At 32.5% G+C, this 16,263-nt stretch carries 9 protein-coding genes; 6 read left to right on the plus strand and 3 right to left on the minus strand.

All coding sequences use genetic code 11. From position 1 onward, the window contains the following. Nucleotides 1-38: 38 nt before the first annotated feature. The 4 genes from AC4PRO_RS08605 to AC4PRO_RS08620 are packed head-to-tail and all read left to right on the plus strand — an operon-like array spanning nucleotide 39 to nucleotide 8,926. Nucleotides 39-4,586, plus strand: coding sequence for a sacsin N-terminal ATP-binding-like domain-containing protein (locus AC4PRO_RS08605; protein ID WP_492117056.1), 4,548 nt, complete (start codon nucleotides 39-41; stop codon nucleotides 4,584-4,586). Next, a complete protein-coding gene (locus AC4PRO_RS08610; protein ID WP_492117057.1) occupies nucleotides 4,579-7,629 on the plus strand; it encodes a type I restriction endonuclease subunit R in 3,051 nt (1,016 codons plus the stop codon). The genes AC4PRO_RS08605 and AC4PRO_RS08610 overlap by 8 nt, the downstream gene beginning before the upstream one ends. After that, a complete protein-coding gene (locus AC4PRO_RS08615; protein WP_492117058.1) occupies nucleotides 7,629-8,324 on the plus strand; it encodes a M48 family metallopeptidase in 696 nt (231 codons plus the stop codon). The genes AC4PRO_RS08610 and AC4PRO_RS08615 overlap by 1 nt, the downstream gene beginning before the upstream one ends. A gap of 38 nt (nucleotides 8,325-8,362) precedes the next feature. Beyond that, nucleotides 8,363-8,926, plus strand: a complete 564-nt coding sequence (locus tag AC4PRO_RS08620) for a hypothetical protein (protein WP_492117059.1) — start codon at nucleotides 8,363-8,365, stop codon at nucleotides 8,924-8,926. A 352-nt stretch (nucleotides 8,927-9,278) separates the two neighbouring features. On the opposite strand, the gene AC4PRO_RS08625 is transcribed toward AC4PRO_RS08620, so the two are convergent. The 3 genes from AC4PRO_RS08625 to AC4PRO_RS08635 all read right to left on the minus strand — a co-directional run bounded on the left by AC4PRO_RS08625 (nucleotide 9,279) and on the right by AC4PRO_RS08635 (nucleotide 13,579). Next, entirely contained in the window at nucleotides 9,279-10,697 is a 1,419-nt protein-coding gene (locus tag AC4PRO_RS08625) for a site-specific integrase (RefSeq protein WP_492117060.1), read from the minus strand. A 480-nt stretch (nucleotides 10,698-11,177) separates the two neighbouring features. Beyond that, nucleotides 11,178-12,449 (minus strand): DUF445 domain-containing protein, encoded by a 1,272-nt coding sequence (locus AC4PRO_RS08630; RefSeq protein WP_492117061.1) that lies wholly within the window; start codon nucleotides 12,447-12,449, stop codon nucleotides 11,178-11,180. Between the two features lie 122 nt (nucleotides 12,450-12,571). Further along, a complete protein-coding gene (locus AC4PRO_RS08635) occupies nucleotides 12,572-13,579 on the minus strand; it encodes a T9SS C-terminal target domain-containing protein (RefSeq protein WP_492117062.1) in 1,008 nt (335 codons plus the stop codon). A gap of 123 nt (nucleotides 13,580-13,702) precedes the next feature. Between AC4PRO_RS08635 and AC4PRO_RS08640 the strand changes: the two genes are divergently transcribed. Then, nucleotides 13,703-14,866: a glycosyltransferase family 2 protein gene (locus AC4PRO_RS08640; RefSeq protein ID WP_492117063.1), complete on the plus strand. Its 1,164-nt coding sequence runs from the start codon at nucleotides 13,703-13,705 to the stop codon at nucleotides 14,864-14,866. Nucleotides 14,867-14,950: 84 nt separating this feature from the next. Beyond that, a complete protein-coding gene (locus AC4PRO_RS08645) occupies nucleotides 14,951-16,261 on the plus strand; it encodes a dihydrolipoamide acetyltransferase family protein (protein WP_074723903.1) in 1,311 nt (436 codons plus the stop codon). Nucleotides 16,262-16,263 lie beyond the last annotated feature (2 nt).

The raw sequence follows: 16,263 nt of genomic DNA on the forward strand, positions 1-16,263 counted from the left end.
GGGTGAATAGGTTTATAGAAAAATTAATGTAAAAGTACATGGTAGAAAAGTTATTGTTACTAAGAGAAAAAATTATTAGCGGTTATAAGGATGCTGATCATAGAAAAGTTTCAGATTTTAAAAATGAAATGGCAGTTACGAAGGACTATAACAGCAGACAATTACTCGAAATGTTGCAAAATGCAGATGATGCAAATTCTTCTGAGGTTTTAATAAATTGGGACTCTATAAATCATAATTTACAAATATGTAATAAAGGTAACGCTTTTTCTTACGAAGGATTTGAATCCTTGATGATTCCAAACTATACTTCAAAAACGTCAGGAACTTTTATCGGTAATAAAGGTTTAGGCTTTAGATCTTTATTGAATTGGTCAAAAGAAGTTGTAGTTTATAGTTCAGGTTGCAAAGTTTCATTTTCAAAAGATCGTGCAGAGCGAGTATTAGTAGATGAAATAAAGATAAGTGATGAAGAACTAAAACAATTAAATAAAAGAGGTGGTTTTTCGGATTTTACAAAACCATTTCCAATAATGGCTGCACCTGATATTGAGTATTATAAAGAAGTAGCTGATTGGACAACTATTATTGAATTGAAATATTATCCAAAACATAACGGTTCTATTGACGAACAAATAAAACAGGTTACTGAGGAGATATTACTTTTTTTAAATAATATCAATAGTATAAAAATTATAAAAAATAATATTGATATACTAAATCATAGAAGGGATAAATTTCCTTTCGAAGGATATGGAATAATTAAAATTGGTAGTAAACAGTGGAATGTATTTGAGGAAGAAGACTCATTACCTAATGAACATCAAGATACTGGATTATCATATAAACAAAAGTATAATATAAAAATTGCCTTTCAAGATGATTTGTCAGATTCAAATAATTATCTATTTAATTATTTTCCCACAAAAGTAAAGGTGCATCTACCATGTGTTTTACATGGAACTTTTGAGTTAAATAATAGTAGAGATCATCTAAATGACTCAGAAGTAAATAAATTTATCGTTAAAAAATATATTTCGTTATTTGATAAAGCAAGTGAATTTTTAAAATCAAAAGAAGTTAATTGGTTGCCATATAAATTATTGTTACCCGTCAAAATAGAATCAGATTCAACGATAGTTCCAATTTTATATGATCATCTTAAAAACTGCCTTGAAACTAAAAAAGTTTACCCTTGTGTTGATGAACACTATAGGGCAAAATCAAATATTTATTATTATGGCAACGAGTTCAATAAGTTTGTTAAAAATAATTTCAAATATCAATTTCCAAACTTCCTCATTCCTAGCGATAATAAAATTGCGGTTCAAATGTTGAATCCCCTAGAATTTTTAGAAAAAATTAATTTGATTTCTAAAGGAAATCTTCCTATTCCAACTAGGTCAAATTTGATTTTCGAATTGAGTAAAATTATAAGTTTATATTCTGAAGAATTGCGTTTTGATCTATTGATAAATAAGAATTCAAAAGTTGTATCATCAGCAAATACAGCATTTACGCCTCAGAATAATCAGGATTTAGTATTTGACATTCCTCATAAGTATGTAAGTTTAGATATAATCGATTCAGTGTTATTTGATGATCTAAATAATTTATTCAAAGTAAATTATAAAAGAGGAGAAACTGAAGCCAGAGAATTGCAAAGAAATATAAGATCTGTTTGTAATATTCAACCGTATGATAGTAGTAATATAATTGATAAAATAATTATTAGTTTTCACCAATATATTAACATAAACGAAGTAAATATCAGTGACAAGAAGATTGCAATTAAAGAAATGGTTAAAACTCTTTTCTCTATTTACAAAAGCATGGATAGAAGAATTGACGTGTTGAGTCAATCAATTTTATTACTTAATACTAAAGATGAAATAATTTCAGCAGATAACCTCTTTTTAGCATTGAGTTATTCTACTGAAAAAATTATTACATTTTGTTATGATGGGTTTTTAGATGAAACTTGTTATTTAAAGCAAATTTCTTATTGGGAATTTGATAAAGAGGATTTAGAATTAGTTGAAAGTTTCTTTAAATGGTTGGGAGTTAATTCTTTTTTGAAATGTGAAAAAATTAGTCTTAGCCACAAATGGGAATATACAAATTATTTCGACCTCATAAAAAGGAAGCAAAATTTATCTAGTGATTTTAAAATTGATAGAATTCTTCCTAAGACACAAGTGACTAAGATTAAGGATTTCGAAAAGATTATATCTTCCATTTCTGTCGAAAAAATTTTAATCTTGCTATATTTTGAGACTAATGTAAAAAGATTAATAATAGAAAACACTGAAGATGTTGATTGGCATTTTAGTAATTCAAATCGAGTCATTAAAACAGATATTAGTTTTATTAATTATCAATTTATAGTTAGTGGTATATTTGATAATATTCTATTACAGCCTTTTAGTACAGAAGTTAATAGATTTATTAATAATGGACTATTTGATTATGAAATTCCCGTTGAATTTGGAATTAACAAGATTGAAATAGATAGATTACTTGTATTTCTTGGAGCAAAAACAGATTTTAATACATTATCAATTAAAAGAGTGTTTGAGATTATCAAGCAAGTACCATCAATTGATTTAGCGAAGGACGGAAAAGGAACTCAAACATTGTATACTAGTGTTTTAGAAAATTTGACGATAAATAATATTACTGAGCAGGAAATAGAGGGGTTTTTCCCATTGTCATTTTTTGGCAAGAGTGGTAACCATAAGAATTATTTCGATAATACTGAATTATCTTACATAGCGAACTCTATATTCTCAAATCAAATTCTTGAAAACATTCCATTAGTAAACTTACCAAAGAGGATAAATGAAACAAATATTTTGAAATACTTTGGGATTAAAAGTCTGAAAGAGTCTGACATTAAAATAGATTACAATTCTTTAAAATGTAATTCATTGAATGTGAGTTTTAATAAAGTGTTTGAGAATTACAAACCCTATATTTTAATCTACCGATTATTTTCAGATAATCTTAGAAAGTCAGTAAATGAAGAAAAGCAAAGAGTAGACGAGAGTAATTTATTAAAAAAATTAAATATAACTTTAGTAAATGAATTGATGTATGACTTTAAAGGAAAAAGATTCACATTATCAGAGAATGACTTTATTGCGGAAGGAAATAACTTTTACATTAATGTTCCTCGTAGAATCTATAATTGTGAAGATATTTTCAAAGATTCTTTGGTTTGTGATTCTATGGCTGAAATCTTATGTGTTCAATTTAAAATTAATGAGTTAAAATCAGATTTTAGATTCATAATAAAAAATGACCTTAAGGATACCGATCATATTATTTCAAAAGAATTTTCAGATCATAGAGAATTAATTAGTACTTTATTGGGCGTTCCTAAACAAGCACTCACTTTTTGGAGTCATATTTTTGCTTTAAAAAACGAGAATATAAAAAATTCTATATTTAAAAATGAGGAAGATTTTCAAGTAAAAATTAAGGAGACGTTAGGTTTAGATGTTTCCATTTTGAATGTTGATTATGATGATTTTTTAAATGAATACTCTTTTCAACTTATATGTAAATTGTCTTCGATATTAAATATTTCAATTAAAGATATCAGAGAAAATGGTTTGTTGGAATGGCATAAGAAAAACTTATTAAATGTTTATTACGACTCTGAATATATGCTTAACTCGCTAATTTGGTATTATTTTTCCCTAAATCCAACAAAGCAAGTAGACTATATTGTAAATATTTTACAGTTAAAAAGGGACATTAAAGCAGCATTAAATATTTATTTTATAAATAATAGTGAAGCAAAATATGAACTTAATATAGACTATAGTAAAATTTTCAAAAATATAATTAAAAATGTAGTTGGCTTGGAATTAGATGTTAATACGAGCATGGAACCAACAATACTATATACTGAACTTTTGGATAGATATAACATAGATAAAAATGATATAGAAGATTCCATTCAGGGACTGTTGTATTTTCCATTGAATGAAGTTAAAATTGAAGAATATTTGAAGAGTCTTTGTGAAATTATTGAAGAAAAAGGGATTGAGAACGATGAAGTTAATTATGATACATTTGAAATTAATGATGTTACATCAGTTTCAACTAGTATTGTTATTCCCAATAAAAAATATGAAGATGAGAATCGGTCTTGGAAAAGCTCTAGAAAAGACGACGATAAAAATAGAAAACTTGGAAAAAAGGCAGAAATTGTAGCATATAGAGCACTTGTACTAAAATATGGTAACAACAATGTGAGATGGGTATCCTCTAATTCGGATACACCAGATAGGAGTGATACTTTTCATTACGATATTCTGTATAAAAATGAATTAGGACAATGGAAAAATTTAGAAGTTAAAAGTTTTAATGGAAGATATTTTAAAATATCAAAAGATGAATTAAATTTAGGACTTTCAGATTATAAAAATTTTGAAATAGGATTGGTTGAAAATAATAAACTTAATATCCTCAAAGATCTATTCTTATTTGATGTAAACGAAACATTATATAGTAATTCGAAATTTTCAATTGAATCTAACAATTACACAATATATTATTCTTTAAACCATGATTAACCCAATCGAACGCATCACTCAAAACCGAATCATCAAATTGTTTACCCAACAATTAGGCTACACTTACTATGGCAATTGGGAAGAGCGACCTAATAATGGTAATGTAGAACAAGACTACTTGCGAGTTTTTTTACTGAAACAAGGCTACACAGAAACCTTGGTAAACAAAGCCGTAAGCGAAGTTAGTCAATTGGCGAATAGTCACAGTGGTAATTTGTACGAGCGTAGCAAGAAAATGTACAATTTGTTGCGTTACGGGGTAAAAGCGCGTCCTGAATTAGGAGAACAGTTTGATACTGTCTTTCCTATTGATTGGCACCATTGGGAAAAGAATGATTTTGCTATTGCAGAAGAAGTAACACTTAATAATACAGAACACAGTCGCAGACCTGATATTGTACTATACATCAACGGAATTGCAGTTGGGATTTTAGAATTAAAGAGAGGAACAGTAGATATAGCCGAGAGTATTCGGCAGAACATATCCAACCAGCAAGGGAAGTTTAGTGAATGGTTCTTCACGACCACTCAAATTGTTCTGGCAGGGAATAATACACAAGGTTTACGTTACGGTACTATTGAAACACCTGAGAAATATTATTTGTCTTGGAAGGAAGATGAGAATGAAAATCATGACTACAAATTAGATAACTACTTGAAAAAGTTATGTGATAAGGAGCGATTGCTTGATATCATATACAATGGCGTTATTTATGATGCTGGGATAAAAAAATTACCAAGACCACACCAATATTTTTGTTTGAAAGAAGCACAAGACTTCGTAAGACGAAGAGAAGGCGGAATCATCTGGCACACTCAGGGATCGGGAAAATCGCTGATGATGGTTATGCTAGGGAAATGGATATTAGAAAATATCCCCAATTCACGTATCGTTATCATGACAGATAGAACCGAACTCGACGATCAAATAGAACGAGTCTTTAACGATGTTGGAGAAACTGATATTGCCAAAGCCAAATCAGGTAAAGATTTAATGGGGTATTTGCAATCGTCTCGACCAAGATTGATTTGTTCATTGATTCATAAATTTGGTGCTAAAGGCGAAACGGATTATGATGTATTTCTAAAAGAATTAAAAGACAATCCTATTCAAACACAGGGGGAGATTTTTGTGTTTGTAGATGAATGTCACCGTTCACAAGGCGGGAAACTGAATGAGATTATGAAAGCAGCATTACACAATGCCGTTTTTATTGGTTTCACTGGTACGCCTTTATTAAAACAGGACAAAAAAACCTCACAACATGTATTCGGTCGCTACATACATACTTATAAATTTAACGAAGCGGTAATTGATGGGGTAGTTAAAGATTTAATGTACGAAGGACGCTCGATTGAGCAAAATTTGACCTCGCAGACAAGGGTCGATCAATGGTTTGAGGCAAAAACTGCTGCCTTAAATGATTTCCAGAAAAATGAAATCAAAAAGAAGTGGGGTACGATGCAGAATGTACTGAGTTCCAAAAGTAGAATGGAGAAAATTGTTGCAGATATTTTATTGGATTTTAGTACCAAACCAAGGTTAAAACACGAAACAGGAAATGCTATTTTGGTAGCTTCATCTATTTATGAGGCAGCCAAGTATTACCAATTATTTTTAAATACTGAATTCAAAAATAAATGTGCGGTGGTAACATCTTATAATCCATTGGCAAGAGATGTTAGTTTGGAAGATACAGGTGCTGATACCGATACGGATAAGGAATTTATTTATAAGGTATACACTGATTTACTGAAAAATGTTAGTCCAAAAGGGAATAAATCTAAGACTGAAACCTACGAATCGGATGTAAAGGAACAATTCAGAAAAGAACCATCAAGAATGAAATTACTCATTGTAGTTTCTAAATTATTGACTGGGTTTGACGCACCACCATGTTCTTACATTTACATAGACAAAAAAATGCAAGATCATACTTTGTTTCAAGCTATTTGTCGTGTGAACCGTTTGGATACTGATGATAAAGACTATGGTTATATTGTCGATTATATGGAATTGTTTGGTAAAGTTACCGATGCCATTGATGTTTATACCTCAGAATTAGATAGTGAAGGTTTTACCAACGAGGAAGTATCGATTCAACTAAAAGACAGAATAAAAGTTGCTGCTGACCGATTAGAAGTGGCTATGGAAACGGTTGAGGCTATTTGTGAGAACGTAGATAGTCCAAAAAATGATTTAAGTTATATTCGTTATTTCTGTGGGAATACCGAGATCGCCGAAGAATTAAAAGGCAATGAATATAAACGAATGGCGTTATATAAATCCATAGTGGAATACATTCGAGCTTACGCTAACATGGCCGCAGATTTTGAAAATGCAGGTTATGATGCTAAAAGCATCAAACGTTTCAAAGACAAGTTAGAACACTATTTAAGCCTACGAGAAATAATTAGAATTGCTAGTAATGAAGTGATTGATTTGAAGCAGTACGAAGCAGATATGCGCTTTTTAATCGATACTTATATTAGAGCCGAAGAATCAGAGAAAATCACCCCATTCGATGATATTTCCTTATTGGATTTGATGGAGACGGATATGGACAAAGCAATAGATGCTTTACCAAAATCTATCCGAGGAAATAAAGAAGCTGTTTCTGAGGTGATGGAAAACAATGTTCGTAGTAAGATTGTTGAGGAACATCTTTTAGATCCTAAGTATTTTGAAAAAATGTCACTTTTGTTACAAGAATTGATTGAAGCTAGAAAGAGGGAAATGATTACCTACCAAGAGTACTTGCTTCAAATGGCTGAGTTGTCAAAAATGGTGAATAAAGGACAACAAGAAGATATTCCGGGAGCATTGAATTCGAAAGGAAAAGTAGCGTTATATCATTTGTTAGAAGATGAAAAACTGGCTATGGTATGTGACGAAGCTGTACAATATGCCAAACAAGATGGTTTTAGAGAAAACATGATGAAGCAGCGCAAGGTAAAAAAAGCCATCAATGATATAATTCAAAATGAAGAATTAGCCAATCAAGTATATCACATAATTGAGATACATAAAGACGAATATTAATGAGCATCACTATAGTAAATGTTGGCTCGGTTAGTGTAGAGGTTCAATTTAAACCAATAAAAAACTTGCACTTGAGTGTGCATCCCCCCTTTGGAAAGGTGACTGTGTCTTCACCTGATTTCTATGATTTAGAGAAAGTAGCCATCTATTTGGCTACCAAATTGGGCTGGATAAAAAGGGAGCAAAAGAAAATTGCAAGTCAAGATCGCGAAGCCGAGAAATTATATATAACCAAGGAAAGTCATCAGTTCTTTGGTAAGCGTTACTTGCTACAAATAGAAGAAGCAAAAAGGTCTAAAATCGTATTACAGCATAATAAAATAGTTCTATATGCCGTAAAAGATGCCACAGTAGCGCAGAAACAAAAAACTTTGTATGATTTCTACCGTAAAGAACTACGGCTAAAAATAGAAGCATTAGTTAGTCTTCATGCGGTTAAAATGCAAGTGCCTTATCCTGTATTCAAAATTCAAAGAATGAAAACAAAGTGGGGAAGTTGTGCCACCACGACAAATCGATTGCTTTTTAATATTGAATTAGCAAAAAAGCCTTTGGAATGCATTGAGTACATAGTGATTCACGAATTGGTTCATTTATTGGAACGTAAACACAATAAGAATTTTGTGCTACTCATGGATTGCTTTATGCCAGAATGGAGGGTACAAAAAAAAATATTGAATGAATTGCCAATTTAAAAAGTTGCCTATTATTTTTTCTAATAAAATGAATGAGTATGAATACGGAACATAATTGGAATGATTTCTTGTTGCCACAAGAGACAGAAGTTGAAAAAGTTTTACGTGAGAATTGGATAGCAGTAGATGGAACGTACAAAATCAATAGTAATGGAAGCATTGATGTAGAAGGTAATGTCAAGTTAACCGACAATGGGACGAAAAAGATACCCCTAGTCTTCAATATTGTCTCGGGAACTTTTGATTGTTCTAAGATGCGATTAACCACATTAGAAAACTGTCCTAAAAAAGTAGGAGGTGATTTTAATTGCTCATTTAATCAGTTAATGAGCCTAGAATATGCACCAATAGATGTAGGGGGTACTTTTATGTTTGATAATTCAGTGAAAAATCTTTACACAGGTTATTGTGTAAATAATTTTACTCAAGTATTTCGAAATTCAAAAGTTTGTACGTCGGAAGAGGACATAGAGGTTCCGCGCGATCATCTTAAGTTATTTTTCAAATATCAAGGTTGTTATGGGGTATGGGATAGCCTAGGTGTCTTTGATGAAATAAATTTCTCAGACCTACTGGAAGATTTAGAAGACGGACTTCGGTGAAAGTTAAGATCTAGTGAGATCATTGAAATAACTTATGCTAAGGGGTGATTGAGTTTTTTTTCAAGGTGTTATAATAGCTATGATTTGTAGAAAGTAATACATTAATATCCGTTCTTATTATTTCACTCTATGAGTTGTCTTACGCGTACATATCCAATAACGTACTGAATAAAAGCTTTTTTACCTTTCTTTTTCAAAAGAAGAATGTAAACGATTTAACAGTGTTGAAAGTTATTAATAGTCCCCAAATTTCTTCAAATAATGTGCTTTAGAAAAGGGAATACTACAATAAGAACAATGAAAGAGTTAGCTTGTACGCTGACTCTTTCATCGAGGATAGAATTACATTTGACTAGAATGAATAAAGATTGGACGGGTTTGTCCGGTTCGCTTTCTTTACAGCATTAAAAAACTTTTTTGCTTTATCTGACATTTTAGTCCGATTATATATGTGCACGCTGCTTGTCCTGTTTTTTTTACTTGGATGCGTTATGTAACTGATGTTTTTTTCTGCTACCTCAAGCAAGACTAAATTTGTAACGAAGGTACTTCTGAAATTATGAGTACTATAAAATTGATGATTTTTGATTCCAATCGTCTTTAAGACTCTTCTAATATTTAAGTTTAAGTTGCACAGGGTCAAACCTGTGAAATCAGGAAATTTATTTTCATTTTTTTGTAAAATTAAATGTACTTCCTTAAAGAGTGGCGTGTGGCATTCTGTCTTTGTTTTATCGTGGTAATTGTGTATAAAATCGAAATTAACATTATCTTTTGAGTAAGTTTCAATTTTTTTTCCATTAGTATGTGTCATGGTTTGATGCCTCATTCCCATTAAGGAGGCAATTATAATATAATTTTTGGCAAGCTCTAAATTGATTGAGGTTGATTTATAACTTATTACCTTTAGAATATCATTTTCGGTTAAAACAGCCTCGATTTTTTCAGTAATTGCATTAGAGTCGACTTTTATTATTAAATCTCGATCCTCTGCATTAAGACCTATTTCAACACCATTTTTCTCTGCTTGTCTACAAAAGTATAGTAGATTAGTTTGATATTGCTTTTTACTGTTGTCAGCTAGACCTTCCTTATTGTAGACTTTTCTTTTGTAGGTGTCAATTTTTATTACGCCTTTAGCAATATCATCAAGAACAGTCCAAATGTCTGTGTAGGTAGCTTTGTTTAGGTTATCAAAAGTCAAACGTATGTTTTTTACTTTTTCATATCTCTTTATTATATTACCTAAGGTAGCTCTGTTGGCTATTGTTTTATGTGCCAACTCTTCAATGTCGACACTTCCAATAAGGTTATATAGACGCGTAGTTTCAGTTTCTATAAAATCGGTGATATAAGTTGTTTCTTTAATTTTACGCGCTGATCTTTTGCTGGCGACCATAAGATAATCTTTCAAATCTTTAGGAGTAGGCTCTAAGCCTAGATTTGTAAAATGGCTGTCAGCACCGTTTAAATAAGTTTCAAAAAGAGCTATTTTATCTCGAACGGCCTTTGTTACCTTACTGTTTTTTTCTAATGTTGCCCCTTTATCATAATAGTAGTTATAAACACCTCTATTTTCTTTTATTATTCCGAAATGCGACGGTAAAACAGTGCATTCCAGTGAAAACTGAAATTTTTCATAAATGGCATCTTGATTTAGCTTATGTTTGAAAGCACAACTGATTTCAGCGTATACTCTTTCTTTTACTGTTCTTTTAGCTATGTCTTTACATTTTGCTTTCAATAGATATCTGACCTTAATATTTCTCATATGATGTTTTTTTTATCTTATATGAAACATTGAAGAGAAAGTTTTCTTTTTTTGCAAAAAATACTAATGTACCCAAACTAGTCTCTAATTTGGTCTCTAATTTTATGGTATTATTTGATATCTTATGGAAGCAATTGACAACTTTGGTTTTTGATATAACCGTTGTAACTATTGCTAGGTACAGATTTTCGTAGTGTTTATAGGGGATGCCGGACAAGCGAAAGCTCTTATCAACAGATAAGTAATTCATGCGTGTAACGAGATGTATTTGTTATGATTAGGGTCTTTTTTAATGTGCAATCGCTAATTAGATATCTAATTATCAGGTGCCAAAAAAAAACCACCGTGCAAAGGTAGTTTATTATTTTTAGGTTAAAATTATTTGGAAAGAAGAACTTTCTCTAATTCAACGACTTTAAGTTGGTTAAATGAGTCTTCGTAGGGAATAGTTGACAGTTGTATGACATTCTAGCCTTTAACTTAAAGCAATTTCAATAAAGCAAGTACAATACCAACTAAACCACCCACAACAGCGCCATTCAAGCGAATATATTGCAAATCATTGCCAACTTTATCTTCGATTTGTTCGACCAATTCTTTATTGTTGAGTTTCATCATGCTAGAGCGAACCATATTCCCGATTTCACTATGGAATTTCACCAACATTTCAGAAATGGTTTCACGAATCCAAATGTTTATTTTTTGTTGGGCGTCTAAATCCTGCTGTAAATCAGCTAACATGCGATTTAGATTCGAAATTAAGAATTGCATCAATGGAGTTTCATTATTTTCAAGCTGCGCTGCAAGAGTTTGTTTGGAACGACTTAAAAGAGTATGAATCACTTTTTCTTCTTCCACATGCTGCATAACACGTTCTTTTAGGTTCTGGATTAGCTTGATAGACTTTTCATCGCCCGAAGTTAGTTCTTTAGCAAATTCAAGAATCCAGTTGTCAAATTTGGCACGAATGGGGTGATTAACATCTGTTTTGGATTCAGATATGAGTTCTTTTGCTTTAGTCAGAAGTTCATCTGCAATAAGGTCTAAATCTATTCCTCCGCTTTTTTCGGCTAAAAACAAGGCTGTTTTTTTGAGAAAACCTTTATCCGAGTATTCATCGGCTGCATCTTTAAGCTTAGAAAGAAGCAAGTTTTTTGTCTCGGGATTAGTAAGAGCGGAAGCGCTCTCCTCGATAATCAGTTCCCATATTTGGTGATGGTCTCCGTTTTTGATGGATTTTTCTATCCAAGTTCCCAGCGGGGAAGCCAAATCTATACTGAGAATCTGCTCTCGTAATATTTTTTGCAAAGCATTTGCAAATTTTGGATTGTCTAATTCGTTGGCTAATTTTAAAACTATATTTTGAATCAAATGAATTGCATTCTGTTGATTTTTGGGTTGTTGGATGAAATTCAAAATGGTTTTAGCCAAGTCCACTTCATTTAGTTTCTCAGCAATAACGTCAGGCGAAAGCCATTTATTAGTCACTAAATCGACGATTCCTTCTGTCAGTTTTTCTCGGTTTTTGGCGATAATGTTTGTGTGCTTACGTACAAAGGGAATTGGAATTTCATGAAACAAAGCACTAACTGCAAACCAGTCAGCAAATCCACCGATGGTTGCCGCCTCAAAACCTGCTGTGACAATTTTCCATCCTTGATGGTTTAGAATGTCCAAACGCAGTAGTGATTCAAAAAGTACTAGGCCTCCGAAGGCAACAAATAAAGAGATCGATCCGAGGTTGTTTTTCATGAATATTATTAGTTTAAAAGGACTTCGTAACTAGTAGAAATGTAAGTAATTATTGTGGAATATTTTTCAGAAAACCGTTTTTTTTATAAAAGAGAAACATAAAAATAATAGTTGTACTGGAATTATTTTTGAAGATACTGCGACAAAAAGGGACTTAGATCCAACTGATGTAATTGTTGCGGTACAGCTATAAATGGTTTTCTTGTAAAATTTTCGTTGGTTAGATAATACTGAAGGCCATTTTGGGTAATAATCCCTTCAATTTGATGAAAAGGAAGCGCTATTTTTATTTTTCGTTTGTTACCCGAAAAGAATGCTGAATGGTCGTAATCATAGAAAAGATAGACAAACGGAGATAGCGATTTACTGTAGCCACTTAAGACAAGTAATTTTTTATCGGGTAGAATTGTAGCCGACGTAATCAAGCCTTTTACATTAAAAGTGTCTTTCAATCGTGCCGTATAATTGCCGGGAATTTTTGGGATGACATATACAGTCGTTCTTTTTTGCTTCCATTGTTTTGTAAATAAGTAGATGCTGTCATCGATGACGACAAAGGCTTCACAATCAAAATTAGTCGTATTAGATTTTAGTTTTGTAAAGTTAGTTTGATTAGAATACGAGAATGAGATGGTATCAATTTTCTGAATATTCCCTTCAATAGATTTTTTTTCAATTCTTAAAATATGAAGGTCTTTTCTGTTTCCGGAGACATTGTTTCCAAAATCACCAACATAGAAATAGCTGCTGTCTTGCGCAATCTCCTCCCAGTCTTTGTTAGCTACTTTTTGTAGTACTATTTTCTTTTTAATCACTCCGCTTGTATCGACTCCATAAATCGTGGTGTCCGTATCATCGTTTGTCGTCCATAATAGATTATCGCTAAAGGTTAAACCAGATGTTTCATGCAGAACTGCTGGCAATTGCGCAGAATATCTCGGTTTTACTTTTGCTGAACGATAGCTGCAACTACCATCATTTATAGTTGCGGACGGATTGAAGGTTTTTGACAATGGGTCAGTACATCCCAAAATTTGGGCATGCATTTGACTGATCAAAAATAGGAATACTAATAAAAATGCTTTTTTCAATGACTTGGAATAGATTTGTTGCGGTCTTTTGTTTTTCAAAAGTAATTTATTCGCGGGATTAAAATTAGAATTGAGATTGAATCATTAGGTTTTATTTAGACAATTGCTACTGTATTGTAGTTTACCGTTGTGATTTTACATCTTAAAAGATATCTTTGAGACATGCAATTGTCAGTAATCATCCTCAACTATAACGTGCGCTATTTCTTAGAATTATGCGTTTTAAGTGTACAAAGTGCTTTAGAGCATATTGAGGGCGAAATAATCGTCGTCGATAACAACTCGCAAGATGATAGTTGCAAAATGATGAAGCAGCGTTTTCCAAATGTAAAACTCATAGAAAACAAAGGTAATTACGGTTTTCCAAAAGGGAATAATATAGGGGTTGCCGCCGCTCAGGGCGAATATATTTGCATCTTGAACCCCGATACCGTGGTTGCCGAGGATACTTTTACAAAAGTATTGGCTTTCGCCGAAAGGCAAAAAGACTTAGGGATCGTGGGGGTAAAACTAATCGACGGGGCAGGTAATTTTCTGCCTGAAAGTAAAAGAGGGGTGCCTACGCCTTTTGTCGCTTTTACTAAAATGATGGGACTTTACAAGGCGTTTCCAAAAGTGAAAGTCCTAGGAAAGTATTATGCACAACATGTATCGGAAAACGAAACGGCGAAAGTAGATATTCTCGTTGGCGCTTTTATGCTGATGAAACACAATTTATATCTGGAATTAGGGGGGTTTGATGAGAACTGTTTCATGTATTCAGACGACATAGATTTGTCCTATAGAATGCTGCTTAAAGGAAAATCGAACTATTATTATCCCAAAACAACAGTGATGCATTTTAAGGGCGAAAGCACTATTAAGGACGGAGTTTACATGAAGCGGTTTCAGGAAGCCATGGAGTTTTTCTATAAAAAACACTTCGAGGTTTCGAGGTTTTTTTCGTTTTTTATGAAAACAGGAATTCTGTTTTTTTCTTTTATTAAAATGTTTCAAGGTCAAGCCAAAGAAAAAAAGATCTCACAGTCCTATGTCTTATATTCTTCTAGTGATGAGTTAATTGAAAAAATAGTGTCAAAACTTCAAAAAAAAGTATTTTTTCACGATTTGAAAACAGAAAAAATGGTAATTTCGTCAAAGATTTCATTGGATACAAAAACAGAAATGGTATTGGATAATAATTATGTTTCTTTTAAGGAGATTATAAATTTTATAGAATCGTTAAAAAACAAGGGGTTATCCTTTAAATTATTACCAAAAAACACCGCTTTTCTTATAGGTAGTGATAATTCTAATGAAAGAGGAGCGATTGTAAAATTAGAGTGATAAATTACATTTAATGTAATTTATGTTTAAAATATTTAGTAATTTCGCAAACTGAAAACAAAAACGCCTTCTTAGGTTAACAATATGGCAAAATTTGAATTAAAACTTCCTAAAATGGGAGAAAGTGTCGCAGAAGCAACCATTACAAACTGGTTAAAAGAAGTAGGCGACAAAATTGAAGCGGATGAAGCGGTACTTGAAATTGCAACTGATAAGGTTGACAGTGAGGTACCGAGTGAGGTTTCAGGTATTTTGGTGGAACAATTATTTGGTAAAGATGATTTAGTTCAAGTGGGTCAAACCATTGCTATTATTGAAACCGAAGGTGGAGAGATGGTTTCAGTTGTTAAAACAGCTGCAACTCCAGAGGCTGTAGCCGAAGTAACAAAAACGGTTGATGCCGCTAAAGATAGCGTGGCAACACCAACTGATTTTTCTGATTCTGATAAATTCTTTTCTCCATTGGTGAAAAATATTGCTTCAGCAGAAGGTATTTCTGTTGCTGAATTAGAGCAGATTAATGGTACAGGAAAAGACGGAAGAGTTACTAAAAATGATATTTTAGAATACGTTAAAAATAAAGGAAGTCAAGCAGTTGTTGCTCCGGCAAAAACGGTTGAAGCTCCTAAGGTTGTGCAAGCAGCAGCTCCATTAGCACAAAAAGCAGCACCTGTTTCGGTAAACGGTGGTGATGAGATTGTAGAAATGGACAGAATGCGCAAGCTTATTGCGGGTTACATGGTCGCTTCTGTACAAACTTCAGCACACGTGCAATCGTTCATCGAGGTAGATGTGACTAACATTGTAAAATGGAGAGAAAAAAATAAAAATATTTTCGAAAAAAGAGAAGGGGAGAAATTGACCTATACTCCAATATTCATGGAAGCGGTGGCTAAAGCATTGAAAGATTTTCCAGGTTTGAATATTTCTGTAGATGGTGATTATATCATCAAAAAGAAAAACATCAATTTGGGTATGGCTGCATCATTGCCTAACGGTAATTTAATTGTTCCTGTTATTAAAAATGCAGATCAATTGAACTTGGTAGGAATGGCCAAAGCCGTGAATGATCTTGGTGGACGTGCTAAAGCAGGAAAATTGAAACCGGATGACACGCAAGGCGGAACTTATACGGTTACCAATGTAGGGACATTTGGAAGTGTTTTTGGAACGCCAATTTTAAATCAGCCGCAAGTTGGGATTTTAGCTCTTGGAGCGATTAGAAAAGTACCAGCAGTGATAGAAACCCCGGAAGGTGATTTTATTGGAATTCGTCAAAAAATGTTCCTTTCGCACAGTTATGACCATCGTGTTGTAGATGGAGCATTGGGGGGTGGCTTCGTAAAACGAGTTGCTGAATACCTAGAAGCATTTGATGTGAATAGAGATATTTAATA

Source organism: Flavobacterium sp. DW-iso2, assembly GCF_058725285.1.

What these genes read in the sequence shown, in the direction of transcription:
- AC4PRO_RS08605 (WP_492117056.1), top strand. Translation starts at nt 39, where the DNA reads ATGGTAGAAAAGTTATTGTTACTAAGAGAAAAAATTATTAGCGGTTAT.
- AC4PRO_RS08610 (WP_492117057.1), top strand. Translation starts at nt 4,579, where the DNA reads ATGATTAACCCAATCGAACGCATCACTCAAAACCGAATCATCAAATTG.
- AC4PRO_RS08615 (WP_492117058.1), top strand. Translation starts at nt 7,629, where the DNA reads ATGAGCATCACTATAGTAAATGTTGGCTCGGTTAGTGTAGAGGTTCAA.
- AC4PRO_RS08620 (WP_492117059.1), top strand. Translation starts at nt 8,363, where the DNA reads ATGAATACGGAACATAATTGGAATGATTTCTTGTTGCCACAAGAGACA.
- AC4PRO_RS08625 (WP_492117060.1), bottom strand. Translation starts at nt 10,697, where the DNA reads ATGAGAAATATTAAGGTCAGATATCTATTGAAAGCAAAATGTAAAGAC.
- AC4PRO_RS08630 (WP_492117061.1), bottom strand. Translation starts at nt 12,449, where the DNA reads ATGAAAAACAACCTCGGATCGATCTCTTTATTTGTTGCCTTCGGAGGC.
- AC4PRO_RS08640 (WP_492117063.1), top strand. Translation starts at nt 13,703, where the DNA reads ATGCAATTGTCAGTAATCATCCTCAACTATAACGTGCGCTATTTCTTA.
- AC4PRO_RS08645 (WP_074723903.1), top strand. Translation starts at nt 14,951, where the DNA reads ATGGCAAAATTTGAATTAAAACTTCCTAAAATGGGAGAAAGTGTCGCA.